The organism is Paenibacillus melissococcoides, from assembly GCA_944800085.1.
Taxonomy (GTDB): Bacteria; Bacillota; Bacilli; order Paenibacillales; family Paenibacillaceae; genus Paenibacillus_B; species Paenibacillus_B melissococcoides.
This window is the reverse complement of record CALYLO010000008.1, coordinates 270,004-294,941: the sequence shown is the minus strand read 5'-3', so window position 1 is coordinate 294,941 and position 24,938 is coordinate 270,004. Positions and strand designations below refer to the sequence as shown.

Sequence of the window (24,938 nt, the reverse complement as noted above, 5' to 3'; positions counted from 1 at the left end):
AGATGACTCACTTCGCTCTCAGGCTTATAGAGCATCTCGCTACGAAAAAAAATTTTTTTTCGTGCAGGGGAGGGTCTCCCCAGTTCACTGCATCCTCTTTCAGACCATGCCGCTCCCCATACGCCGGAGGATTCTTCGCTGCCGCTCCAAGTTCTAACCAGCTTCCTTGGCCTTCGTCCATATGCGCGGGACTCGGCTTCCTCTTTTCCCTCTTGCGAGGCCTTTTTGACGACGCGGCAGGATTCACTTCATGTTACGGCCTGGCCTGTTGCTCGCCCTGTCTCCGACAGGTACTTTCGTCGATACGCTTCTACGTACAGATTTCTCCGTACGCAGGTATCCTAGCTACACGGGGACTTGGCTCCTCCCGTGACCGGACTTTCACCGGCTAGATGATGCGTGCTTCGCTGGGCACGCCACACATAAAAAAGAGCAGTCTGCAGCGACTGCTCTCCGGCTCAAGCCATAACAATCCAAAATGGCGATCTATACGGGTAAGTTAAGGGGAGCCAGAGGAGGACGCCACGCCGCCCCGTTCCCCTTACCCGCGCTCCCTACAGCAGCTTCTCAATGACGGCGTTGGCCGTGCTCTCCTTGTTGTCGATCGATTCCTGATACATGCGCTTGAAATACTCGACATACAGCACGTCCAGCAAGTACAGCTGCGCGATCTTCGCGGACAAGGAGCCGCCCTGGAGCGGACCCTCATTCGCTCCGGAGAGAAGCGTCACATCCGAGTGCGTCGTCAGCGGAGATTTGACGAAGCGGGTGATGGAGATGAGCTTGGCCCCCTTCTCCTTTACCTTCTTCGCGACCTCGATCGTATCCTTGGTCGAGCCCGAGTACGAGAACATGACCGCCACGTCGCGCTCGGTCATGAGGGCGGCCGACATCATCTGAAGATGGGAGTCGAAGGAGCACTCCGTCTTTCTCGTGATGCGCATAAATTTGTTCTTCGCTTCCAGCGCGGTAATCAAGGACGTGCCTACGCCAAAAAAATGAATGCGCTCCGCCTGGACCATGTAGTCGATCGCCTTCTCGATATCGTCCGCCTTGAGGAGATCGTAGGTCTCGTTGATCGCGTTGACATTCGTGGTCAATACTTTGGATGCCACCTGCTCGATCGTGTCGTCCATCCCGATCTGCTCGGTGAGCTGCGGGATTTCATTTTCCACCGTACTGCTGTGGGCCAAGGCGATCTTGAACTCTTGATAGCCCTTGAAATTGAGCGACTTGCAGAACCGGAAAATGCTTGATTCGCCGACCCCGCAGACATCGGCCAGATCGGTAATGGACATGTAGATGAAGCTTCTCGTATGCTCCAATATATAATCCGCTACTTTACGCTCGGTGTTCGTGAAGGAATTATACATGGAATGAATGCGAGTCAAAATACTTACATTGCGCAGTGCATCCACCCCCCTGATGTCTAATTACGGCAAAAACCGCGATGCGGCGCCCAATAGCCCCGCCTTGTTCCCGAGCGAAGCCTTGACGATCCGGACCCCGGCGAAGCTGTCCATAATGAACTCCTTCGTCCGCGCTTCCGCCTGGCGGACCAGCTCGTCCCGCTCCATGACCCCGCCGCCGACCACGATGGCGGAAGGATTGAAGATATGGACGATGGACGCCAGCCCGGCCGCGACTTCCGTAATCCAGTCGTCGACGACGCGCCGCAGCGGCTCGTTGCCCTTGTCTATTTTATCAAATAATATCCGCCCGTTGGTACATTCCGGGTCAACCTGCCGCGCCATCTGAACCAAGGCCGTTGTCGAGGCGAATTTCTCGTAATACGGCTTGAAGCCCGGATCGCGGCGTTCCGCCCATGCATGGGTCATCATATGGCCGAACTCGGCGGCCACGCCATTGGCGCCCTGGTAAATATCGCCATTCATGACGATCGCGCCGCCGATGCCCGTGCCGTAGGTCAGACACAGGAAGTCGGCGTAGGACCGGCCGGCGCCGAAGCGCCCCTCGCCCAGCGCCGCCGCATTGACATCGTTCTCGACCCGGACCGGCTTGCCGAACCGCTCCGTCAGCCTGTCCGCGATGCGCAACCCCGTATACCCCGGAATATTTTCATTGGCATAGACGATGACGCCCGCGTCCGCATCGACCTGTCCCGCCGTGCTGACGGCAATCGCGTCATAGCCGCTGTACTCCTCCAGGCGGTGAATCAGCTTCCCGATGACATGCTCGCCGCCGCGCTTGCTCTCGGTCTCATATTCCTGGAACCGCTCCATCCGCCCCGACTCGTCGCACAGGCCGATCTTGGTCGAAGTCCCGCCAATATCCGCCGCCACAATTTTCATAACGAACGCCCTGCCCTTCTATATGCGCTGTATAGAAAACATCAGAACATCATAACTCGACGATGCAGTTCAACCCCGCTCAATGGCCTTCACGAAGCGCTTCGTAATCTCCATCGGTCTCGTAATCGCCGAGCCGACGACAGCCGTATGCACGCCGAGATCGAAGGCCCGCTTCAGCTCCTCCGGCGTCGAGATCCCGCCTTCCGCGATGACCGGGACGGAGGAAGCGGCCGCCAGCTTCCCGAGCAGCTCGAAGTCCGGAAGCGCCTTGCCCCGGGTCGCGTCGGTATAGCCGCTCAGCGTTGTGCCGACGCAGTCGAAACCCAGCTCGATCGCCGTCATGGCCTCCTCATATGTGGAGCAATCCGCCATAAATAATTGATCCGGGTACTTCGCTTTCAGCTGCGGGAACTGCTCGGAAATCGTCGTTCCGTCCGGCCGCACCCGATCCGTCGCGTCAATGGCGATAATATCGACCCCTTCGCGATAGAGCAGTCCGACTTCCCGGTCCGTCGGGGTAATGAATACGTCCGAGCCTTCATAATCCTGCTTGATAATGCCGATGATCGGCAGCTTGACCTGCTTCTTGATCTCCTGAATATCTTCGACGCTGTTCGCGCGGATTCCCGCCGCTCCGCCGAGGAAGGCGGCATACGCCATTCGTCCCATAATGAACGGGCTGTGCAGCGGCTCATCCGGCAGCGCCTGGCAAGACACGATCAGCTTCCCTTTGACCTGTTCAAATACATTGGCAGTTCTGTTCATCTGTATGCATCTCCACGTTATTAATGTGTTTTTCTTCACTCTGAAGTTATCCTTACTATATCACCTTTCGCCATATAGTAAATTATTTTCTTTTTCTATTTTATTTTTGAAAAAAATTTCTTTCCGCGACTTCTATCCAATTTCTAGCCCACCCTACCCAATTCAGGGCTTTCGTCAACACCATGAATATGCTCAGCTCTTTGTGAGCTCGAAATGACATTCGACATATCATGCAAACTTTCGGCAACATTTGTCATTGATTCCCCCTGGGGTATTCTTTATACTTAACCAATATAACGTGCCATTGTGCACAATATGCAAATCCTCATCCTATCCGAGATGAGGTAGAGGTTGCGGTTGTTAGAAGTAGCTCTGCGGAGGCGGGAAGCGCCGAGGAGGCAGAGGGAAAGGAACCACCGCCGAAGTCTGCGGGCATCTTCCGGCACGCAGGCTGGGGCTGTTGCCGAAAGGCGCAGCACTGTCATTCGGGATTACCCGATCCCGTATGGTGCGCTATCTTTTATGGAAGGGTATGATGGGGACGGTCTAACCGTCGGACGTGATACGCTCGAACGGTTTTTTGTCATGTCGCCGCTCCTTCCGAAGCAATTCAATCAAGAAGGAAGGCAGGGTTTTACGCAATGAAAGCAACTGAAGATAATCGGCAGTCCGGGCTGCGCCGCAGCCTGAAGACCCGTCATATTACGATGATCGCGCTTGGGGGCTCCATCGGCACAGGGCTGTTCCTGGCCAGCGGCGGGGCCATCGCCCAAGCGGGACCGGGCGGCGCGCTCGTCGCCTATATCGCCGTCGGCATCATGGTCTACTTCCTGATGACCAGTCTGGGCGAGCTGGCCACCTATATGCCGGATCCCGGATCGTTCAGCACCTATGCGACCCGCTTCGTCGATCCGTCGTTCGGGTTCGCGCTCGGTTGGAATTTCTGGTTCAACTGGGCGATTACGATCGCCTCGGAGCTGGTCGCCGCTACGCTCATCATTAAATACTGGTTCCCCGACAGCAATTCCTTTTTATGGAGCCTGCTGTTCCTCAGCATCATTTTCCTGCTGAATTATTTGTCGGTCAAAGGCTACGGGGAGTCCGAATATTGGTTCGCGATCATTAAAATCGCCACAGTCCTTATTTTCCTCGCCGTCGGCGTGCTTATGATCTTCGGCATCCTGGGCAGCGAACGCGTCGGCTTCGAAAATTTCCGGATCGGGGACGGACCGTTCCACGGCGGATTCTTCGCCTTGCTCGGCGTCTTCATGGCGGCAGGGTACTCGTTCCAGGGCACCGAGCTCGTCGGGGTCGCCGCCGGCGAGAGCGAGAATCCGCGCGAGAGCGTGCCGCGCGCCATCCGGCAGGTGTTCTGGCGGATCCTGCTGTTCTACGTGTGCGCCATCTTCGTCATCGCGCTGCTGATTCCGTACACCCATCCGAGCCTGCTGGCCAGCGATGTGGACAGCATCAACACGAGTCCGTTCACGCTCGTCTTCGAGAAGGCCGGATTCGCGTTCGCAGCCGCGATTATGAACGCCGTCATTCTGACCTCCGTGCTGTCTGCCGGCAACTCGGGCATGTATGCCTCGACGCGGGTCCTCTGGGTGCTCGCGAAGGAGGGCAAGGCGCCCAAGTTCCTGAGCAAGCTGAACAAGCGGGGCGTGCCGATCAATGCGCTTATCGTCACGACGATTATCGGGATGCTCGCCTTCCTGGCCAGCTTCTTCGGCGACGGCGTCGTCTACATCTGGCTCTTGAACGCCTCCGGCATGTGCGGCTTCATCGCCTGGCTCGGCATCGCGGTCAGCCATTACCGCTTCCGGCGGGCCTTCGTGAAGCAGGGCCACGATCTGAAGGAATTGCCTTATAAGGCGAGATTCTTCCCGTTCGGCCCGCTGTTCGCCTTCGCGCTCTGTATGATCGTCATCGTCGGCCAGAACTATCAGGCCTTCACCGGGGAGGGCATCGACTGGAAGGGATTGTTGATGACCTATATCGGTCTTCCGATCTTCCTGTCCGTCTGGCTCGGTTACAAATGGAAGCACCGGACGAAAATGATTCCGCTGGAGGAATGCAAATTCGACTCCTGACGAGAATTTAATCAGGCCCGCTTGCGCCGGGGATATTCCCGATAGCGCAAGCGGGCTTTTTGCGTGCCGGCGAACTGGGTAATCATGCATATTCCGCACCTATTTTCCACACACTAGGCGGAAATGACAGCAGAAGAGGTGTGTATGTATGGATTCCGTTACGATGACCCGCTCCCTGTTCGGCACGTCGATGGCCTTCCACATTATATTCGCGACGCTGGGGGTCGGCATGTCGCTCATGATCGTCTTCGCGGAGATTATGTACTGGCGCAAGAAGGACTCGGATTATGCGATCATGGCGAAGCGCTGGACCAAAACGCTGGGCATCCTGCTCGGGGTCGCCATTCCCTCAGGCACCATCGTCGGCGTCATGCTCGCCCTCTTGTGGCCGGGCTTCATGGAGATCGTCGGCCAAGTCATCGCGCTTCCGTTCCAGATCGAGATCTGGGCCTTTTTCTTCGAGGCTTTATTTATGGCCATCTACTTCTATGCGGCCGATCGCTTGACCCATGGCATGCGCATCCTGAGCGTCTTCTTCGTCATGGTCGGAGCCAGCGCCTCCGCCGCGCTGATTACGGCCGCCCAGGCCTGGATGAATACGCCGGCCGGCTTCCGCGTCGCCGACGGGAAGATTGCCGACGTCGATCCTTGGGCGGCCTTCTTCAATCCGTCGTATGCGACCTCGGCGCTGCACGTGCTCAGTACGGCCTATATGACCGGCGCCTTCTTCGTCGTGACCGTCGCGGCCTGGCGCCTTCTCAAACGCAATGTGACGGAGCGGGAAGCCGCCTATCACCGCAAGGGGCTCATGCTCGGCCTCGTCATCGGGCTCGTCATGACGCTCGCCACCGCGGTGAACGGCCATGCCGCCGCCCAGTCGATGTACCGCCACAATCCGGAGAAGCTGGCTGCGGCCGAGGCCTAGTTCGAGACGACGACCCATGCGCCGCTCGTCCTCGGCGGCATTCCCGATCCCGAGACGCAGACGATCAAATACGGCATCGAATTCCCGGGCCTGCTCAGCTTCCTCGCCTCGAACCGGTTCGACGCCGAGGTGAAGGGGCTCAATGAGATTCCGCGCGAGGATTGGCCGCCGCTCTTCGTCCACACCTTGTTCAACCTGATGGTCGTGATCGGCTTCGGCCTGCTCGGGCTGTCGCTTGCGGTCGTGCTGTGGCGCGCGTTCACGCGCCAATCGCCGCGCCCTTATCCGCGCTGGCTGCGCTATGCGCTGGCCGTCACCGGACCGCTGTCGCTGCTGTCCATCGAGACCGGCTGGATTTTCAGTTGCTCCGCGCGCCAGCCGTGGACGATCTATCGCATCCAGCGCACGTCGGAGGCGGCACTGCAGAGCGGCGATATGGGCTCCTTGTTCCTCCTCTTCGTCGGGATCTATGTGCTGCTGCTCGTGCTGACGGCGCTCGTGCTTCGCTTCTACTTCCGGCGGCATCCCGTCTCCGCGGAGCTGCAGGAGCCGACGCCGGACCATGACCGTCCGCATACGGAGGAGGCCTTTACATGACCGATGCCACGATCGCGATTTCGATATTGTGGGTGTTCCTGTTCGTCTACAGTCTGCTCGGCTCCGTCGATTTCGGAGCCGGCTTTTGGTCGATGATCTATGGCCGCCGCAGCGAGGACGGCCGGGCCGCCGAGCTGGCCAACCGGTATTTGTCTCCTTCGTGGAAAGTCACCAACACGTTCCTGGTCCTGTTCGTTGTCGCGCTCGTCGGCTTTTTCCCCGGGGCGACGCTCGGGCTCGCTTCCGTGCTGCTCGTCCCCGTCTGTCTCGTGCTCGTGCTGCTCACGCTCCGCAGCGCCTTCCTCGTGTATGGCTATTCCGTCCACCGGTACGGGCGGACGATCAGCATCATCTCGGGCGTGACCGGGCTGCTCATCCCCGGGCTGCTCGTCTCGGTGCTCCCCGTGACGCTCGGCGGCTTCATCATAGAGCACCCGGACGGCGGCATGACGCTCGACTTCGGGAAGCTGCTGGCCAGCCCGACGCTGTATGCCCATCTCGCCTTCGGCTACGCGACGGAGCTGTTCTTCTCGGCCCTGTTCCTGGCCGATTACTCCCGCGAGGCGCGCGATGCCGCGACCTACCGCATCTACCGGCGCTGGGCCGTCATCTTCGGGCCCTTCAGCCTGCTGACCGCGATCGCCGTCACGCTTACCGTCCAGCCGGAAGCTGCCTGGATCGTCGAGGGCTTCCGCCAGCAATGGCTCGGCTTCGCGCTGTCCGCGGCCGCCTTCGCCATCGGTTATGCCTGTCTGTTCGTCCCGCGCCGGGACGGCTGGAAGGGGCATTCCCGGGCCGCCGTCGCGCTCGTCATTTTGCAGTACGCCTTCGCCAGCTACGCGTACGGGAGAGCTCATTTGCCGTACATTATTTACCCGGAGCTGACGATTGAAGCGAGCATCACGAATCCGGCGATCTTCCGCTCGCTGCTCATCAGCTATATCGTCAGCGCCCTGCTCCTCGTCCCGGTCTTTTATTTGTTCTGGAAGCTGTTTTTGAAGGACCGGCGCTACTTCGAGAACGAGACGGAATGACAGGAGCGGGAGCTCGTGCTACAGTGAAAGTGCGGATGAAGGAGCAATGGGCGCAGCCGTCCGTTCGGATCAAGTGCGAATCGAACGATGCCGCGCTTGCGAGGAGGAATACCATGAAATACTTGTACGAGTTCATCGAACACCAGGATGACATGCCGTTCCGCATGTTCGTCAACAGCGTCGATCATGTTCATTTCCATTGGCACAAAGAGGTGGAGATGATCTGCGTCCTGCAGGGGAGCGTGCGGATCTATGTCGGCCGGGACAATCATGAATATCATCCCGGCGATTTCCTGTTCATCAACAGCTTGTCCGCGCACAAAATCGAAAAGACGGGCCAGGACAACGTATTGCTAACCCTGCAGTTCAGTCCCGAGCTGCTTGAGCGGCCCATGCATATTCATTGCAGTTCGCTTGACCGCGGGGCCGACGGCAAGCCTGAGCATGACAAGCTCCGCCATTACCTGGCGCGAATGGCGTGGGAGCTGAACAAGAAGCCGCCCGGCTACCGCTCGTGCGCCGTAGGGCTGCTGCATATGCTGATCGGGCATCTTGCGCGTTCCTTCCCGCATGCGTCGCTTCCTGACGGCGAACCGGGAGCCGAACCAGGCAACGAGTACGAACTCAGACGATTGAACCGGGTGCTTCAATATATAGATAAGCATTACAGCCAAAAAATCACGCTTCAGGATATCGCGCGGCAGGAGCATTTAAGCCTGCACTATTTTTCCCATTTTTTCAAAGACAAGATCGGCATCCCGTTCCAAAAATACTTGACGCTCATCCGCTTGGAGAAATCCGCCGAACTGCTCGCGGGCACCAACAAAACCGTGACGCAGATCGCTTCGGAATGCGGCTTCGCCAATGTAAAAGCCTTCAACACCTATTTCAAGGAAAAGTATGGCGCGACCCCGACAGGCTACCGGGAGAAGCAGGAGCGGGACACGCTTAAAAAAAGCAGCCGCTGGAATATAAGCACGGGCCCGATCAATGGCGCTTATTACGATATCGACACGATCCAGGCGATGGATTCCTTGTACGCTTATCTGGGGCGCGGCCATGAGCTGCCGCTCAGCCGGCCGCTGGCCAGCGACAGCATCTCCATTGATGTTCACGCGGATGATCCGGTTCATCCCTACGATCCCAACTGGAGGATGCTCACCACGGCCGGGCGGGCGATCGAGGGACTCCGCGCCGATTGGCAGGAGCAGTTCCGGGAGATGCAGTCCAGGCTGAGGTTCCGCCACATTCGCTTTCACGGAATTTTCAGCGACGAGATGATGATCTACAACGAGACGGAAGACGGCGCGCCCGTCTACAACTGGTCTTATGTGGATCGGCTGTATGACTTTCTGCTGAGCGCCGGAACAAGGCCGTTTGTCGAGCTGGGCTTCATGCCTTCGCTGCTGCGCCGCTCCGACGAGACCATTTTTTGGTGGAAGGGCAACATCTCGCCGCCCCGCGACATGGACAAATGGACGGAGCTGGTGCGCCAGTTTGTGCGCCATTGCGTGAACCGGTACGGGCTGGAGGAAGTGAAGCAGTGGTATTTTGAGGTGTGGAACGAGCCGGACCTGGAAGGCATCTGCTGGGCGGGAACGCGGGAGGAGTACTTTCGCTTTTACCAGGCTACGGCGGAGGCGGTCAAATCGGTGGATCCCGATCTGAGAACGGGCGGTCCCGCGCTCGGATACGGATCGATATGGAACGATACATGGGCGGAAGATTTTTTCGACTATTGCCGGATCTCCCAAGCGCCGCTTGATTTCTTCTCGTTCCACGTCTATTCCGAGTACCCGTTCACCAAATATGAAGCCCGCCTGACGACCATTATGCCGCCTGATTTTTACGGCAGGACGATCGAGCGGGTCCGCGGCAAGCTCCAGGCCGCACAGCTCCCCGTGATGCCGGAACTGCATGTGACGGAGTGGAACTTCTCGCTCTACGACCGGAATTATATTCACGACACCATGTTCATGGCTCCGTTCATTTTGCGGCATGCGCTCCAGTCTCATGGGAATCTTCACTCGCTCGGCTTCTGGTCGTTCACGGACGTGTTCGAGGAGAGCCAGGCCGTTCCCGCCATCTTGCACGGCGGCTTCGGCTTAATCAACAGCAATGGATTAAGGAAGCCCGCCTACTACGCGTTCGAGCTTCTTGCCAAGCTGAGGGGGAACCTTCTCCGGCAGGGCGACGGGTATGCCATTACGGCAGCGGGCGGCGACTATTCGATTCTGTTATACCATTACGTTCATGTCGATCCCTTGTTCGCGAGCGGCGATTGGTCCGGGCTGACGGAGCGGGACAGATATACGGTATTTGAGGAAAAAGGGGATCTGGAAGTCGCGCTTCATCTCGGCGGGCTGTCGGGGGACTATAAGGCGACAACGTACCGGCTCGACCGCGATCATGGCTCGCTGTTCGACGAGTGGGTGCGCATGGGCGCTCCCGGCGCGCCGAGCGAGGAGGAAATCGATTATTTACGGCGGAGAACGGGGCCGGCCGTCACGGTGGAGTTCCTCGAAGGCATCTCTTCCTTCGACCGCCGCTTCGTGATTCCGCCGCATGGCGTGCAGCTTGTGACCTTGCAGCGCCAATATTGAAGTGGAAGACACCCTTTTGCAACGAGAGGGTGTTTTTTGCTGTCTCGGGCCGCATCCTCCGCTTCCCGTTCCGGTTCGCGGCGGCCAGAAGAACAAAAAACGCCCCCCGGGTCGGCAATAAAGGCCAAGAAAGCGCATTCATTTTCATCTACACTGGGGATGTGCACGAATGAATCAACATAAGGAGGAACGGCCTATGGATCGGTTTATGAAGTGGATGAATGAACGTTTTGCCCCCAGATTAGATACATTCACGAAAAATGTATGGGTTGCCTCGATCCAGGACTCGATCATGATTGCTCTGCCGATGGTGTTTATCGGCTCTTTGATTACGCTGCTGTCCATTCTCAATGATTTTATCCCGGGAATGCCGGATTTGTCGCCGGTCTCAACCTTCAGCTTCGGCCTGCTGGGGCTATTCATCGCTTTTCTCACCCCTTATAAAGTGATGGAGCAGAAAGAACGCCATAAAATCAAGCTGATCGCGGGTTGTACCGGACTATCCTTCTACCTGATGCTGCTGAAGCCGGAATTCGGGGAAGATGGAACGATCAGCTTCATGCTGGAGCGGTTCGGACCGAGCGGCATGTTCACTTCGCTCATCGTCGGCGTGCTTGTCGCCGTTATCTTTAGCGCCTTTCACCGGTTTTCTTTTTTCAAAAAAGATACGAGTCTTCCGGAGTTCATCGTCGATTGGTTCGACTTTCTCGTGCCGATTGCCCTGATCTTGTTGGCCGGATGGATTCTGACGTATCCGCTGCAGTTCGATATCTTCGTCCTGATCTTGAATGTGTTCGAACCGTTGAATCAGATTAGTCAAAGCTTAATCGGGTTCGTGCTGTTCAATTTCATCGGCGTGTTCCTGTATTCCTTCGGAGTCAGCCCCTGGGTGCTGATGCCGATATTTTACGCGATCTGGCTGCCGGCCATCGAAGCCAACGCCGCCGCTGTCGCCCAGGGCTTGGAGCCAACGAATATCAATACCTTCGAGACCTTCTTCTCCGGCTGGGTCGGGGTAGGCGGCATGGGCGCCACGCTGCCGCTGGTCATCTGGTTCCTCTTCGCCAAATCGAAGCGGCTGAGCGCAATCGGCAAGACGACGCTGGTGCCCTCGCTGTTCAATATCAACGAGCCGGTCATCTATGGCGCCCCGATCGCGTTCAATCCGATCTTGATGATCCCGATGTGGATCAACGGATTGATTGTTCCGATTATCGTCTATGTCGCGCTGGATCTTGGGCTTGCCGCCATTCCAAGCCAGCTGTTCCAGATGTGGTATACCCCGCTTGGCATCTCAACGTACATCGTGTCGGGAATCGGGGGCTTGATCTTATTGGCGGCGGTCCTGCTCATCATGTTCGCTGTCTGGTTCCCTTTCTTCAAAGCGTACGACATGCAGGAATGCAAAAAAGAACAACAAACGCAACGATAAAAAACTACGATAGCATAATACAGGAGGTCTGGCAATGAAAACAGCATTTGAAACGGACATGATTCTGACGCAGTTAACGCTGGAAGAAAAGGCGTCGATCTGCGCGGGATTGAACATGTGGATGACCAAAAGCATCGATCGGCTGAATATTCCTTCGCTCGCCATGTATGACGGCACGAACGGAATCCGGAAGACGGCCAGCACGGAAGAGCTCGGAATCTTGGGGGACAATGTGCCGGCTACGTGCTACCCGACAGGCTCGGCGATCGGCTCGTCGTGGAACGTGGAGCTGCTGCGCGAGCTCGGCATCGCGCTTGGGAAGGAAAGCCGGGAGCTCGATGCCGATATCTTGCTCGGGCCGGGCATCAATATGAAGCGAACGCCGCTGGGCGGACGCAACTTCGAGTATTATTCGGAGGATCCATGCCTGACCGGAGAACTGGGGGCCGCCTTCGTGGACGGGCTCCAAAGCCAGGGCGTGGCTGCCTCCGTCAAGCACTTCGCCTGCAATAATCAGGAGTACGAAAAGATGATCACCAGCTCGGAGGTGGATGAGCGCACGCTGCGCGAAATCTATTTGAGCGCGTTCGAACGAATTGTGAAAAAAGCGGAGCCGTGGACGATCATGTGCTCTTACAACCTGCTCAATGGCGATTACACCAGTGAGAACGAATTCTTGCTGAAGCGGATTCTGCGGGAAGAATGGGGGTATGACGGCGTCGTCCTCTCCGATTGGACCGCCGTAGACAATCGCATCAAAGGCATCAAGGCAGGTCTCGATCTGGAGATGCCGGGTCCCGCTCATTATCATACGAAAGCGATCGTCCAAGCGGTGCAATCCGGGGAATTAGAAGAACGGGAATTGGATGCATGCGTGAGAAGAATTGTGGAGTTGGTTCGCCGGACGAAAGAGCACCGGGCGGTAGAGATCCAATCCGCCGAGGAACGGCATGAATTGGCCCGCCGTGCGGACGCCGAGAGCATGGTTCTGTTGAAAAATGACAACGGGCTGCTCCCGCTTCAGCCTGAGCGCCTGTCATCCGCCGCCGTCATCGGGCGGTTCGCGAAGCAGCCGAGAATTCAGGGAGCGGGAAGCGCCAAAGTGACGCCGACGCGCGTCGATATCCCTTGGGACGAGCTCCAAGACATCGCCGGCGGGCGCCTTGAGCTTCGCTATGCGGAAGGCTATGCCCAAGCTGCCCCGATCGATCAGATCGATGAAGCCTTGATCAAGGAGAGCGCGGAACTGGCTGCACGTTCGGATGTGGCGATTATCTTCGCCGGACAACCCGAATCCTCTGAGTCGGAGGGGCTCGACATCGCCTCGATCGACCTGCCAGGCCATCAGAGTAAGCTGATTCAAGCGGTAGCCGAAGCCCAACCGAATTGTATCGTCGTTCTCAGCAGCGGAACCGCCCTCGTCATGCGCCATTGGATTGATCAAGTGCCTTGCGTGATTCAGGGCTGGCTGTCCGGTCAAGGCGGAGGCAGAGCCATCGCCGAGATTCTGTTCGGGCTGGTCAATCCTTCGGGCAAGCTGTCGGAGACATTCCCGGGCAAGCTGTCGGACACCCCCGCGTATCTCTATCCGCGCGGCGAGAACGGGAAGCTGTATTATAGGGAGGGGCTGTTCACCGGATACCGATACTATGATCGGAAGCAGTTGGAGCCTCAGTTCCCGTTCGGCCATGGCCTGTCCTATACGACATTCGAATATGCTTCGCTCGAGGCGGTTCAGGCGGGAGACGAAGTGCATGTCACCTGCGTCATTCGCAATACAGGCACCCGAAGCGGCAAGGAGATCATCCAGTTGTATGTGAATGACGAGGAATGCCAGTGGGTGCGTCCGGACAAAGAACTGAAGGCTTTCGCAAAAGTCGGCCTGAAGCCGGGAGAAACGGCAAAAGTTCATTTTACGTTGGACCGGAGGGACTTTTCCTATTATAACACCAAGGAGCAATGCTGGGTGGCCGATACCGGGTATTTCAATATCCTGGCGGGAAGCTCCTCGCGCGATATCCGGCTCCGCTGCCGGCTGCATTGCGACTTCGGCATGCAAGCCGTGGAATTTCACCGCTTCAGCCTGCTGAGCGATTGGCTGCGTTCCCCTCATTCGCGGGCGGTGCTGGAGGAATACCTGGCGGATATGAACCGGCATGTGGAAGAGCCTGTCACTTTGAACGAGGAATTCGTCGGATTTTGGAATGATTTCCCGTTGATTAAAATTATTCAAATGTTCGGCCAGCAATGGCTGCAGCATAAATCGCCTCATCTCGTCGTCGAGGAGATGCTGGAGCGCGTGGCAAGCTCCCAGCCTGCGGACGAGGAAGCACTGAATCGTTAACTGCGGCGCAGCTCCTTCCGGGCCCATGCCCGGGATGGAGCTGCCTTGCTGTGTTGGCGCGGCCTGTTCACAGGCCGGGGGACGAGGATTCGATATAAAACACGTACAAAAATTTCCTCAGGTTTATTTTGGCGGCGGATGACTTGCTCTGATCCTCCAGCTCCCGCATGCGCAGGCGCACTTCCTGAAAGTCGAATAAACGCGATGCGAAATATTCGAAGGTCGGGTTGCCATAGTCGCTTAAGCCTAGCGACGCTAAATTGGTAAGCGCTTGCAAGGCTAAGCGGCGTATCCGCTGCTCGATCGCGCGCACGTCCTTTTGCAGATGGGAATCGGCTCCGGCCTCCTGGCGGCTGCGCAGCGCCACCTGTTCGTAGATGGCCTTCAGCGGGGGCAGATCCGGCAGGACGCTGTGACCTTGCTCCTGTTCCTTCAACCATGTCATAATCCGAATCAGATCGGGAGCGCCCGCTTCGCCGGCAACCCCCAATTGCAGCAGCAAGGACCGGGCCTGTTGTTCGATTGGTTTGTCTTTGTAGAGAGGAATGCCTGGCGCGGCATCCGCGGTTCCGGCCCTTTCCAGCGTGCGAAGCGAATTGCGGATCGTCTGCATCGACTTCTCCAGCAGCAGATGATCGGAGACGCGCCGCAGCACCGCCAGCACCTCCAGGCGGTTGATCGGTTTCTGGATAAAGGTATCGACGCCTTGCTGGTAAGCCTCGCCGATCATTTCTTTATTCTCCACCTGGGAGATCATAATGAATCGACCGCCGTACTTCTCCTCGCGAAGCGCTTTGACGGTCTCAATCCCGTCGCGCCCCGGCATCAGCAAGTCGAGGATGACAATGTCCGCTTCCCGGACAGCGGCGGCGGAAGCATGAGACCCGTCCCCCGCTTCGCCCACGACCTCCCCCAGGCCGCTTTCGTCCACGATGCGCGACAACATTTTGCGAACGGCAGGGTCGTCTTCAACCAGATAAAATTTCAACAACGCTCACAGCCTCCCTTCGTTCAACCTCTTCAAGTCAACCGCTCCACAGGAATCCGGACCTCGAAGCATGTGTTCCCGGGCGCGCTGCGGACGCGGATGTCACCATTAAGCAAGCGCACGATATCGGCGGCGTGCGACAGTCCGATCCCGGTGGAGGAGTTGCCTTCCGCATCGAATTTGGTCGTGTATCCGGGATGAAAGATCAAATCGAGCTCATCGGCGGATATCCCCGGGCCGTCATCCGTGACGGAGAACAAAATGGATTGGCCGCGGATATCGACGTGCACTTGGATGCGCCCTTGAGGCGGCAGCGCTTCTACGGCATTCGATACGATGTTGTTCAGTACGGAGAGAAGCGGATAAATTTCAGTGGTGGACAGATTGATGTCGCATGTGGCATCGATGTCTACGCTCTTTCCGAGCAGCATGCCGTAATTCGCATTGGCCCGCGTCACCATGGCGCATAGTCCGGCAATCGAGATGCGCTTGGACAGCATCCGTTCCTGCTGGATAATTTTGAATAAGCCGGATAAAATCCGCTCCGAATCCTTTTTCACCTCATGCACATGCTCCGCGATATGAAGCGCCTGTGCCGCGCCCGGGTGAGATTCGGTTTTGAGCGATCGGTACAACCGGTAGCTTTCCCGCGTAATTTCTTCGATATGGGACATCGATTTGCGAAGATAAAACGCCTCTTCGAACAGATCCGAATTAATGAGCATTAACCGCTCCAATTCCTTCTGCCGCTGTTCTCCCAATGCCCGAACTTGCCGAATCGCCAGCATATTGCATAGGCCTACGGCAAAAAAGCTTCGCAGCAAGCCAACGAGAACGACCAGCAGCGCCTCATGAACCGTCATATTGGGCGGCGTGCCGGCAGCGAACCGAATGAGCAATTCCGCCCCATTGGATACGATATCCGCTAACGCGCCGAATATGGCGACTTTGACATGATATTCTACGTTGGCTTTCAATCTGAGCAGAGAGATAATCGCCGCGAAGGTGACATAATAAAAAAATACGGGCATATGCTGCATAAATCCTTCGTCTAGCGGGATGCCATGCAGCAGTATTCCTAGCATGATGCGGAAGACAACGACGAAAGCGCCCACGGCGATGCCGGTCGCAAGCACAGGCACGGAGAACCATAGCAGTCCGAAAAAATAGGCCATAATTCCGAGCGAGAAGCGAAAATCGCCGCCGAATGGGGTAATCTTCATCTCCCCCAGCAATCCCGTCGATAAGAGAATGATGCTCCAAATAAGCAGCCTGTGGTCTTGCACGCTGATTGTATCGCCCCTTTCCTCCCGATGCCCTCAACGTCCTCCCTCTTATCGTACCGGAAAAGAACCCGTTTTGTCTCGCAAAATATCCATTTTCAGGAATGCTTGCTTTCGAGCTTGCGGGATGCGATCGACAGCACGTAATTGACCACGAAGTACAGCAGCGCCGCAAACAGGAACATCGGAATCACGTAATTGACATTCTGGCCGTTAATGATATTGACATGGTTCATTAGCTCCGGCAGCGCAATGACGACCGCCAGCGACGTGTCCTTCAGCAGAGAGATGAATTGGCTCACCATGGGCGGAACCATGCGGCGCAGCGCGATCGGGAGCACGATATGCCTCAGCGTCTGCACCTGCGTCAGACCGGAAGAACGCCCTGCTTCAATCAGGCCCTTCTCGACGGAATTCAGTCCGCCCCGCACGATCTCGGAGATCATGGCGGACTCGAAAATAACAAGCGCAATGACCGCGGCGGTAAATTTATCAAGCTTAATGCCGAGCTGGGGCAGGGCGAAATAGGTAAAAAAGATAATCAGCAGCAGCGGCAGGTTGCGAATCGTCTCGACGAGGAACGCGCATAATTTGCCCAGCACCGGCACCTTGGCGTACCGGGCCGTTCCGACGAGAATGCTGATGACAAAGCTGAGTGCAATCGAGATCAGAGCCACCTCGATCGTAATGAGAAAGCCCTGCAGCAAAAATTGAATATTGACGGGGGACAGCGCTCCGATAAAGTCCATTAGGCCTCAACTCCTTTGCCGCTCTGATACTTCTGTTCCAGGAAACGAATGCCGAAGCTCAGCGGAATCGTCAAAAGCAAGTAAAACGCCGCGGCAAAAATATACGTGCTGAACGTGTCGAAGGTGTCGGAATTAATCAGGTCGGCGTGGTACATCAAGTCCGGTGCCGCCAGCACGGTCAAGATCGAAGAATTTTTTACCAGGTTCAAAAATTGATTGCCCAATGGCGGAATGACTAATTTGATCGCCTGCGGCAGGATGACATGCCGCATCGCTTGAATATAGGTCAGCCCGGAGGATCGTGCCGCTTCCATCTGTCCGGCGGGAACCGCCTGGATGCCGGCCCGAATCACCTCCGCAATAAACGCCGAGGTATACACCGTCAAGGCGGCGATTCCAGCCGCAAACGGCACCAGAAGGGCGCCCGTCAACAGGGGCAGGCCAACAAGAACAAAAATGGCGAGCAGCATTAACGGGATATTGCGAAGAAACTCGACATACGCGGTGCCGAACCATTGCAGCGGCTTGATGGGGGTAATGCGGAACACGGCAATGACGCCGCCGAGGATAAAGCTCGCGATCAGTGAAATGACGCTGGCTGCAAGAGTCCCCCCCAAGCCGATGAAGTAGCGATCGAGATGCTCGGTAAGGACAGTGAATTGAATAAACATAATTTCCTCCTCCCAGGTAGAACTGCTTCGTATCCCTGTGTTCTAAAAAGGGGCGAGCGCCTGCTCCCCCTTCAATGGTCTCGCTCTAGTTCGGTTTTTTGCCGATCCATTTCTCATAAATCCGGTCGTATTCGCCGCTGTCCTTCAGTTCCTTCAAGGTCTCATTGACCAGCTTGACGAATTCTTCATCGCCTTTCCGGATTCCGATGCCATAAGGCTCATCCGTGAAGGTCTCATCCAGGACGCGGAAGTTTTTGTCCTGCTGCGCCATTCCGTACAGCAAGGCATTGTCGGTCGTCAACGCATGGCCTTGGCCCGCTTTCAATGCCGTGAACGCCTCGGCATAGTTCTCGAATTCCAGGATCTGCGCATCCGGCGCCGATTCGCGAATGTTTTTGGCCGATGTCGATCCTTTGGCGGTCAACACTTTCGATTCCTTGGTCAGATCCTTGATGGAGTTGATCGGGCTGTCTACGGGAACGAGCAGCGATTGGCCCGCCGTAAAATAAACGTCCGAGAAATCGATTTCCTTCTTCCGCTCATCCGTAATCGTCATCGTCGCGATAATGAAGTCGATGTCGCCGTTCTTCAGCATCGGGATGCGCGTTTTGGACGTCACTTCCATGAGCTCGATCGCGTTTTCGTCCCCGAGCACCTTTTTCGCGATCTGCTTCGCGATGTCGATATCGAGACACTGCACTTCCCCGGTGCCCGGGTCCTTCAGCCCGAACAGATTCAGATCGTACTTCACCCCGGCAATGATCTTGCCTCTCTTTTTAATCTGTTCAATCGTCCCTTCGCCTCCGGCAGACGTTTGGGAGCATGCGGATAAAGCGCTTACAATCAATGCGGCGGCTACGGCGGCCCCAATCACTTTAAACCAACGTTTCATTAAGAACACTCCTCGTATAGTATTTCCTGAAGGCAGTTTTGAGTCTTTTTCCAGTCCTTTATAGGAACATAGAATGCCTTCAAAATTTCCAGCTTGCACATTGAAAATTAATATGGGGACTGGACTTTCCGGAATGTCTCTGGACAATGGAACTTAGGGTTCCATTCGGGGAAATTCGTCTCCCTCCTGTAGTCCAATCTACTTTTTAAGTCTGTTTCTCCGGTACTCGCTTGCACTTCTTACCCGCTGGCTGTTCCCTTCGGCAACTCATGCCCGACTGTAGCAGCGTCGGGGCAGCTCATGAACCGAAGCGTGTTCTCATATGCGAGGGTGATTGATCGGCGAGTGCGCCGGAGACAGTCCGGAGAGTCCGTTCCCTGAATCCCTTATAGAAAGGAGGAATTCTCTTGAAGCTTTTTGTCGGTATTGACGTCAGTTCCGAAGAACTGGAAGCCTGTTTGATGAAATCGGATGGCGACACCCTGGAGACCTTCAAGACCACCAACAATCTGCACGGCGCCTCTTACTTGCGGGATCGCATCATTTCTGCTGCGGTCAAGACAGCCTGCTCTGAGGTTCATATCGGGCTTGAAGCCACATCCGTCTACAGCTGGCATCCAGCCATGTACTTGCATGAAGATGAGGCCCTTCAACAATTGAATGCCAAGGTGTTCACCATTAATCCGAAGCTGATTAACAAATTCAAAGACGCTTATGCCGACCTGGACAAAACCGATCGCATCGATGCCTGGATCATTGCAGACCGCCTGCGTTTTGGCAGACTCACGACGACTATCGTGATGCAGGAACAGTACATCGCCTTGCAGCGGCTCACTCGCATGCGATTCCATCTCGTACACAACCTTACCCGCGAGAAGCAATACTTTTTGCAAAATCTGTTCTACAAGTGCAATGCTTTTCGCGCGGAGGTGGACAGTTCCGTGTTCGGCCATGCCATCATGGAAATGCTCTCGGAAAAGTACAGTCTGGATGAGATGGCGAATATGGATGTCGCCCGTTTGGCTGACTATCTCAAGGACAAGGGGAGAAATCGTTTCCCCGATCCCGAACACGTCGCCCGCTGTATTCAAAAGGCGGCTCGGGCCTCGTACCGTCTCTCGAAGGTTGTCGAGGATTCCATTGATTTGGTGCTGGGCACCTCAATTCAGTCGATCCGGAGCATCCAGAGTCAGCTTAAAGAGCTCGACAAGGCGATTGAGCGCATTTTAGACGGCATTTCCAGCAGCCAGTGCCTCCGTTCCATTCCGGGCATTGATCGGGTCTATGCCGCAGGCATCCTGGCCGAGATCGGCGACATCGACCGCTTCACGGATCAAGCCGCCTTGGCCAAGTATGCGGGTCTGACGTGGCGCAAGCACCAATCCGGCTCCTTCGAGGCGGAAGATACAAAGCGCATTCGTTCCGGCAACCGATTCCTTCGCTACTACCTTGTTGAAGCTGCCAACTCGGTAAAAAACCGCGACCCGGAATTCGGGGAGTACTACCGGAAGAAATTCAATGAAGTCCCTAAGCATCAACACAAACGTGCCCTCGTCTTAACGGCAAGAAAACTTGTGCGTCTGGTCGATGTGCTGCTACGCAACGACCAACTCTATACGCCCAGAAGGAAGGTGAAGCCGACAGAGCAATAATGCCTTGGCTCATGAATTTTCTTCTCTAATTCCCAGTTAAATTATGGTATTTTACTTAATTTTCGACTGGGTCTAGTTTGGTGATGCCTTTTTTGGGATTGATCCTGCTGCACGCCAAGGAAATTTTCCAATTCTCATCAATCAGGGACTTGACATCATACCGCTGGACTTTTTTATTCGTAACTTCCAATGTAGGCTGGTTTTGAGCACCGAGAAGGTTGACTTCTTAGTGGTTTAATATCCGGCTGAGAAACACCTGCGCCCTCTCCTCCCGCGGGCTGGTAAAAAAGTCGGCCGGCTCCCCCTCTTCAATAATCCGTCCTTGATCCATAAAGACGATGCGGTCCGCCACTTCTCTCGCGAAGCCCATCTCATGGGTGACGACGACCATCGTCATCCCTTCCCGGGCCAGCGTTCTCATGACATCGAGCACTTCCCCGATCGTCTCCGGATCGAGCGCCGAGGTAGGCTCATCGAACAGCATAATTTTCGGCTTCATCGCCAATCCCCGCGCTATCGCGACGCGCTGCTGCTGCCCTCCCGAGAGCTGCGACGGATAGGCCTTCGCTTTATCGGCAATGCCCACCTTCTCCAGGTTCAGCATCGCTGCCTGCTCGGCTTCCTGTCTCGACATGCCGGCTACTTGTATCGGAGCGAGCGTAATGTTTTCCAACACGGTCATATGAGGGTACAGGTTGAAATGCTGGAACACCATCCCGATATTCCGCCGCAATTGATTGATGTCGGTGGATTTGTCATTGACCCGGACCCCATCCACGATCAGCTCGCCGTCCGTAACCGTTTCTAAACGGTTGATGCAGCGCACCATCGTGCTCTTTCCGGAGCCGCTCGGTCCGATGACGACGACCACTTCCCCCTGCTTAATCGATAAGTTGATATCCTTCAACACGTGGAATTTGCCGTAATGTTTGTTGATTTGATGGAATTGAATCATTGCTTCCCCCCCTTTGCGCCGGAATGAAATCGGTGATAACAAACAGGTTAATAGGAAAACAACGGAAAACTACCGAATCCGACAAAATTAAAATAATAAAATTTACAGGGAAATGGGCGGCGGATGGATCGCGGACCTGCTCCCCGCAGGCCGGGCACAAAAAAATCACCTTTAAGCCTCGGCTTTCAAGGTGATTTTCCCAACCTGCATGCAACGCTACGATTCCGGTCCGCTCTGCAGAAGATGATGCTTCATGGCATACTCGACAAGCTGGCTTCTGCGCGTAACATTAAGCTTATTCATCATTCTCGTCTTATGCGTATCGACCGTCTTGATGCTGACCATCAATTCCCGGGCGGTCTCCGCCAGCGTATAGCCTCTGGCCAGAAAACGGAGCACTTCGATTTCCCGCGGGCTCAGCAGCCGGTAAGGATCGCCGGCCTCCGCTTCCTGCGGCGTTTTTTTCAGCATCGACGACAACAGTATCCGCGTTTCCTGCGGCCGCAGGTAGACGTATCCGCTCATCACCGAATCAATGGCCGTGTACAATTCTTCATCCACCGCCGCCTTCGGAATATAACCGGATGCTCCCGCCCGCATAATCGACGTAATATAATCCTCATCTTCATGCATGGTGAGAACGATGACTTTCGCCTGATCATGCCGCTGCTTGATTTCGGCAAGCACCTGAATGCCGTCCAGGCGCGGCATGCTGATGTCGAGCAGCAAGAGATGCGGCTGGACTTCCTCATACAGCCGCAGGGCCTCCACGCCATCGGCGGCTTCGCCAACCACCCGGAAGGATGGCTTCTTGTGCAATAGCAGCTTCAAGCCTGCGCGGAGCAACGCGTGGTCATCCACGATCATGATCTTGACGGTCTGAATGGTCTGTTCCATCACTGCCCCCTTGTTCCAGTGTTAGCGGGATGGACGCCCGAAGCTCGGTCCCGCCGGCACTCGTCGTTGTCACATGGAAGGAACCGCCCAGCAGCTCGGCTCTTTCCTTCATGCCGTAGATTCCGATCCGCTGCTGCTCGCGCGCCCTTGCGAAATCTTCCGGCTCGATGCCATGACCATTGTCCTGAATCGTCAATTGAACGCGAGAATCGGAGACGTCCATCCGGATCTCAATCCGGGTCGCCGCCGCATGCTTCACGACATTGGTCAAGCTTTCCTGCAAAATCCGGTACAAGGCGACCGCGATATGGCTGTCGATGGCGATATCCGCTTCGGGAACGGTCAGCAGCACCGCAATTTTGTGCTTCTCTTCGAATTTTTGGGCATATTTCTTGATCGCGGAGATCAATCCCATATCGTCCAAAATCGGCGGTCTCAATTCCACCGCCAAATCCCGGATCTCCCGCAAAATTCCGGCCGCCATATCGCGGCTGGCATACAGCAGCTCCCGCTGATCGGCATCCTTCGCTTCATCGGCCAGCACGCGCATCGTCACCATCAGCGACGTGAGCGCTTGGCTCGTCTCATCGTGCAGCTCGCGCGAGATTCGCTTTCTCTCATCCTCCTGCGCGGACAGCAGCTTCAAAATCAGCGTATCCCGCAGCCGATCTTTGTGCTGCAGCTCGGTCAGCAGCTTCTCGACTTCAATGTTGGAGTCAATCAGGTTATCCGCCATTTCATTGAACGCCTGCGCCAGCTTCCCCACCTCGTCGCCGCTCGTCACCTGCGCCCGCAAAGACATATTGCCAGCCGATATCCCGGTCGCCACGGCGACGAGATTATTGATCGGCTTCGTAATGAAGCGGGTCACGTAATACGTAATGCCCGCCGTGACCGCGCACACCAATAAGGCCGCGACAATCAGTTCCCCGATTTTCATAAAAATATAGGCTCGGGCCTGGGTCTCCTCCATGCCGACGCGAACGAATCCGACATCTCCCCCCTCGATAGGGACCAGGATGTCATGAATACGGCCTTCATCCGTCAGCAGCGTGGCCGCTTGCTGGCGGTTCGAACCATCAGGCAGGTGGGCGGTCCGGATGCCTAACGGCAGTTGCCCGGAGAAGGTGTCCCCGACCAGACCGTTATTGCTGTTGATCACCAGGATGTAGCGAACGTCTTCGTTCGTCTTCTGGGCCTGCGAAATGAGCAGATGAAGCGAAAATTGATCGTCCGTAAGGATATAATCCGAGCTCAATGCCGCAATATTTTGCGCAATATTGGCGCCCCGCTTCTTCAGCTCCTCCGCCATCATGCTCGTCAGCGAGTCCCAGATGATCGAGCCGAGGACCAAGGCGAGGAAGATGAGGGCGGCGAAGATGGTGCCGAATATTTTCTGGTTAATTCGAAGCCTGCCCATCCATCTCATAGGCGGCCTCGCGAAGAAGGTTTTCCTCTGTAAGCGGTCTCATACAGCCGCGGATCGAAGGGAACGAAGCGATCAATGAACAGCCCCTCCAGCGCCGGCTTCATCGCTTCCTGCTCATGCATGGACAGAAAAATGTCTTTTAGCATCTGCTTCTCTTCATCCGGCAAGCTGCTGCTGATGACGACCGGACTGGTGCCTGCCGGCTTCGACTTGGCGATAATATGCAGGGAATCGGCCAGCTCCGGATTTTTGCGCTTGGCCTGCTCATAGACCAGGCTGTTCACCGCCGCGGCATCCACGACCCTGTCAATGACGGCCTTAAGCGAGCTGTCATGATTATAGGTATACACATAGCGCCCGAAAAAATGCTCCGGCGTTTCCCCGAATTCGGCCAGCCGCTCACTGATGAAAAAATAACTGGAGTAGCTCGCCGGATCGGTAATGGCGATGCTTTTCCCCTTCAAATCGTTAATATCCGTCATCCCGCTGTCCCGATTGACGACCAGATAACCATAATAATACGGGACTCCCATTCGCTCCTGCATCGCAATCGCTTCCAGCCCCTCGGCCTGCTTTTGCTTGTAGGTCAGATAAGCCCCTGAAGACAACAGAGCAATATCCGCCCCGCCATTCATCATTAACATGGTGATTTCATTGTAGCTCTTGCGTTGAATCAGGATCGCGGGCCGGTTCAGCTTGTCTCCCACATAATCGGCAATCGCCCGATAATAATTGATCGTATCCGTCGGCGACAGCACGCTCGAAATCGCCACGCGAAGCGGGGGCGGCGAATCGTCTCGGGAATCGGGCGGCGCGTGTTCCGTCTCGGCGAACACAATCTGATAGCCGGAGCGCCCGGCCGTACATCCCGATATCATCGCGGCAAGCAGCATCAGAAGCAGCATGCCTCTTGCCCTTGGCAGCCTGATCCTCCTATTCTTCATGGTGCGTATAGGCTCCCTCCCTCAGGACCAATCTTGGGGACGTATTTTGCATCCCCCAGTATAGCACGAAAAGCATAGCCTCTCTATAAACGATGTCCTTTCCCCTTTTTTTTAAGAGTTTATGCCTACCCGTCCCGGCCGCTGTAGGATTTTTTCCGACAGCACCCTCGATTTCTCCTACAAAAAATCAGAACTTTGCTGATAGTATCGCAGCAGGCCTAAGCCTGATAATGAAAAGCGAGGAATGCATACGGAAGACAGGGAGGTACGATAACGCCGTGGACAGCCCATAGACATCACGATAGAGTCACCACTCTAATGAAACCGGTTCCGCTAACCGTTGGAATGCATCGTCCCCGCAATCATCGTTTTT

18 protein-coding genes, 1 pseudogene and 1 riboswitch are annotated in these 24,938 nt (G+C 56.0%); of the genes and pseudogenes, 7 read left to right on the top strand and 12 right to left on the bottom strand.

The genetic code is table 11. The features are described 5' to 3' along the window. Nucleotides 1-554 precede the first annotated feature (554 nt). The 3 genes from OCY70_RS26240 to OCY70_RS26230 all read right to left on the bottom strand — a co-directional run bounded on the left by OCY70_RS26240 (nt 555) and on the right by OCY70_RS26230 (nt 3,077). Entirely contained in the window at nt 555-1,418 is an 864-nt protein-coding gene (locus OCY70_RS26240) for a MurR/RpiR family transcriptional regulator (RefSeq protein WP_306433957.1), read from the bottom strand. A gap of 15 nt (nt 1,419-1,433) precedes the next feature. Next, a complete protein-coding gene (locus tag OCY70_RS26235) occupies nt 1,434-2,312 on the bottom strand; it encodes an ROK family protein (protein ID WP_213429520.1) in 879 nt (292 codons plus the stop codon). Nucleotides 2,313-2,381: 69 nt separating this feature from the next. Further along, entirely contained in the window at nt 2,382-3,077 is a 696-nt protein-coding gene (locus OCY70_RS26230) for an N-acetylmannosamine-6-phosphate 2-epimerase (protein ID WP_213429521.1), read from the bottom strand. Between the two features lie 337 nt (nt 3,078-3,414). Continuing rightward, a riboswitch (Lysine riboswitch) is annotated at nt 3,415-3,601 on the top strand. A 117-nt stretch (nt 3,602-3,718) separates the two neighbouring features. On the opposite strand from OCY70_RS26230, the gene OCY70_RS26225 reads away from it, so the two are divergent. The 6 genes and pseudogenes from OCY70_RS26225 (at nt 3,719) to OCY70_RS26200 (ending at nt 14,105) form a co-directional block, all read left to right on the top strand. Then, nucleotides 3,719-5,170: an amino acid permease gene (locus OCY70_RS26225; RefSeq protein WP_213429522.1), complete on the top strand. Its 1,452-nt coding sequence runs from the start codon at nt 3,719-3,721 to the stop codon at nt 5,168-5,170. Between the two features lie 148 nt (nt 5,171-5,318). Further along, nucleotides 5,319-6,692, top strand: a pseudogene (locus OCY70_RS26220) (cytochrome ubiquinol oxidase subunit I). Beyond that, nucleotides 6,689-7,726 carry a cytochrome d ubiquinol oxidase subunit II gene (locus OCY70_RS26215; protein ID WP_213429523.1) on the top strand — a complete coding sequence of 346 codons (1,038 nt, stop codon included), beginning with the start codon at nt 6,689-6,691 and terminating at the stop codon, nt 7,724-7,726. The pseudogene OCY70_RS26220 and the gene OCY70_RS26215 overlap by 4 nt, the downstream one beginning before the upstream one ends. Before the next feature lie 23 nt (nt 7,727-7,749). Beyond that, nucleotides 7,750-10,329: a GH39 family glycosyl hydrolase gene (locus OCY70_RS26210; protein WP_306433958.1), complete on the top strand. Its 2,580-nt coding sequence runs from the start codon at nt 7,750-7,752 to the stop codon at nt 10,327-10,329. Nucleotides 10,330-10,525: 196 nt separating this feature from the next. Further along, entirely contained in the window at nt 10,526-11,761 is a 1,236-nt protein-coding gene (locus OCY70_RS26205) for a PTS sugar transporter subunit IIC (protein ID WP_213429524.1), read from the top strand. A gap of 34 nt (nt 11,762-11,795) precedes the next feature. Beyond that, the gene (locus OCY70_RS26200) at nt 11,796-14,105 is read left to right on the top strand and encodes a beta-glucosidase (protein WP_261945264.1); all 2,310 of its coding nucleotides are present in this window, start codon (nt 11,796-11,798) and stop codon (nt 14,103-14,105) included. Between the two features lie 67 nt (nt 14,106-14,172). Here the strand turns inward: OCY70_RS26200 and OCY70_RS26195 are convergent, their stop codons facing one another. The 5 genes from OCY70_RS26195 to OCY70_RS26175 all read right to left on the bottom strand — a co-directional run bounded on the left by OCY70_RS26195 (nt 14,173) and on the right by OCY70_RS26175 (nt 18,688). Then, complete coding sequence (locus OCY70_RS26195; RefSeq protein ID WP_213429526.1) at nt 14,173-15,096, bottom strand: response regulator; 924 nt, start codon at nt 15,094-15,096, stop codon at nt 14,173-14,175. A gap of 29 nt (nt 15,097-15,125) precedes the next feature. Then, a complete protein-coding gene (locus OCY70_RS26190) occupies nt 15,126-16,379 on the bottom strand; it encodes an ATP-binding protein (protein ID WP_213429527.1) in 1,254 nt (417 codons plus the stop codon). Nucleotides 16,380-16,474: 95 nt separating this feature from the next. Beyond that, nucleotides 16,475-17,125: an amino acid ABC transporter permease gene (locus OCY70_RS26185; protein WP_213429528.1), complete on the bottom strand. Its 651-nt coding sequence runs from the start codon at nt 17,123-17,125 to the stop codon at nt 16,475-16,477. Then, nucleotides 17,125-17,796, bottom strand: coding sequence for an amino acid ABC transporter permease (locus OCY70_RS26180; protein ID WP_213429529.1), 672 nt, complete (start codon nt 17,794-17,796; stop codon nt 17,125-17,127). The genes OCY70_RS26185 and OCY70_RS26180 overlap by 1 nt, the downstream gene beginning before the upstream one ends. An 85-nt stretch (nt 17,797-17,881) precedes the next feature. Further along, nucleotides 17,882-18,688 (bottom strand): transporter substrate-binding domain-containing protein, encoded by an 807-nt coding sequence (locus OCY70_RS26175; protein ID WP_261945265.1) that lies wholly within the window; start codon nt 18,686-18,688, stop codon nt 17,882-17,884. 407 nt (nt 18,689-19,095) lie between these two features. On the opposite strand from OCY70_RS26175, the gene OCY70_RS26170 reads away from it, so the two are divergent. Next, nucleotides 19,096-20,340, top strand: coding sequence for an IS110 family transposase (locus OCY70_RS26170; RefSeq protein ID WP_261944499.1), 1,245 nt, complete (start codon nt 19,096-19,098; stop codon nt 20,338-20,340). A 226-nt stretch (nt 20,341-20,566) separates the two neighbouring features. Here the strand turns inward: OCY70_RS26170 and OCY70_RS26165 are convergent, their stop codons facing one another. The 4 genes from OCY70_RS26165 to OCY70_RS26150 form a co-directional block, all read right to left on the bottom strand. Continuing rightward, nucleotides 20,567-21,295, bottom strand: a complete 729-nt coding sequence (locus tag OCY70_RS26165; protein WP_213429531.1) for an amino acid ABC transporter ATP-binding protein — start codon at nt 21,293-21,295, stop codon at nt 20,567-20,569. Between the two features lie 216 nt (nt 21,296-21,511). Continuing rightward, on the bottom strand, nt 21,512-22,192 hold the full coding sequence (locus OCY70_RS26160) for a response regulator transcription factor (RefSeq protein ID WP_213429532.1): 681 nt from the start codon (nt 22,190-22,192) through the stop codon (nt 21,512-21,514). Beyond that, nucleotides 22,149-23,621: an ATP-binding protein gene (locus OCY70_RS26155; RefSeq protein WP_213429533.1), complete on the bottom strand. Its 1,473-nt coding sequence runs from the start codon at nt 23,619-23,621 to the stop codon at nt 22,149-22,151. Before OCY70_RS26155 ends, OCY70_RS26160 begins: the two co-directional genes overlap by 44 nt. Further along, the gene (locus OCY70_RS26150; RefSeq protein ID WP_249725391.1) at nt 23,618-24,565 is read right to left on the bottom strand and encodes a substrate-binding domain-containing protein; all 948 of its coding nucleotides are present in this window, start codon (nt 24,563-24,565) and stop codon (nt 23,618-23,620) included. Before OCY70_RS26150 ends, OCY70_RS26155 begins: the two co-directional genes overlap by 4 nt. Nucleotides 24,566-24,938: the final 373 nt, after the last annotated feature.

Excerpts from the sequence above, each read along its gene's own strand:
- OCY70_RS26235 (WP_213429520.1), bottom strand. The coding sequence starts at position 2,312 with ATGAAAATTGTGGCGGCGGATATTGGCGGGACTTCGACCAAGATCGGC.
- OCY70_RS26230 (WP_213429521.1), bottom strand. The coding sequence starts at position 3,077 with ATGAACAGAACTGCCAATGTATTTGAACAGGTCAAAGGGAAGCTGATC.
- OCY70_RS26225 (WP_213429522.1), top strand. The coding sequence starts at position 3,719 with ATGAAAGCAACTGAAGATAATCGGCAGTCCGGGCTGCGCCGCAGCCTG.
- OCY70_RS26215 (WP_213429523.1), top strand. The coding sequence starts at position 6,689 with ATGACCGATGCCACGATCGCGATTTCGATATTGTGGGTGTTCCTGTTC.
- OCY70_RS26205 (WP_213429524.1), top strand. The coding sequence starts at position 10,526 with ATGGATCGGTTTATGAAGTGGATGAATGAACGTTTTGCCCCCAGATTA.
- OCY70_RS26200 (WP_261945264.1), top strand. The coding sequence starts at position 11,796 with ATGAAAACAGCATTTGAAACGGACATGATTCTGACGCAGTTAACGCTG.
- OCY70_RS26185 (WP_213429528.1), bottom strand. The coding sequence starts at position 17,125 with ATGGACTTTATCGGAGCGCTGTCCCCCGTCAATATTCAATTTTTGCTG.
- OCY70_RS26180 (WP_213429529.1), bottom strand. The coding sequence starts at position 17,796 with ATGTTTATTCAATTCACTGTCCTTACCGAGCATCTCGATCGCTACTTC.
- OCY70_RS26175 (WP_261945265.1), bottom strand. The coding sequence starts at position 18,688 with ATGAAACGTTGGTTTAAAGTGATTGGGGCCGCCGTAGCCGCCGCATTG.
- OCY70_RS26165 (WP_213429531.1), bottom strand. The coding sequence starts at position 21,295 with ATGATTCAATTCCATCAAATCAACAAACATTACGGCAAATTCCACGTG.
- OCY70_RS26160 (WP_213429532.1), bottom strand. The coding sequence starts at position 22,192 with ATGGAACAGACCATTCAGACCGTCAAGATCATGATCGTGGATGACCAC.
- OCY70_RS26155 (WP_213429533.1), bottom strand. The coding sequence starts at position 23,621 with ATGAGATGGATGGGCAGGCTTCGAATTAACCAGAAAATATTCGGCACC.
- OCY70_RS26150 (WP_249725391.1), bottom strand. The coding sequence starts at position 24,565 with ATGAAGAATAGGAGGATCAGGCTGCCAAGGGCAAGAGGCATGCTGCTT.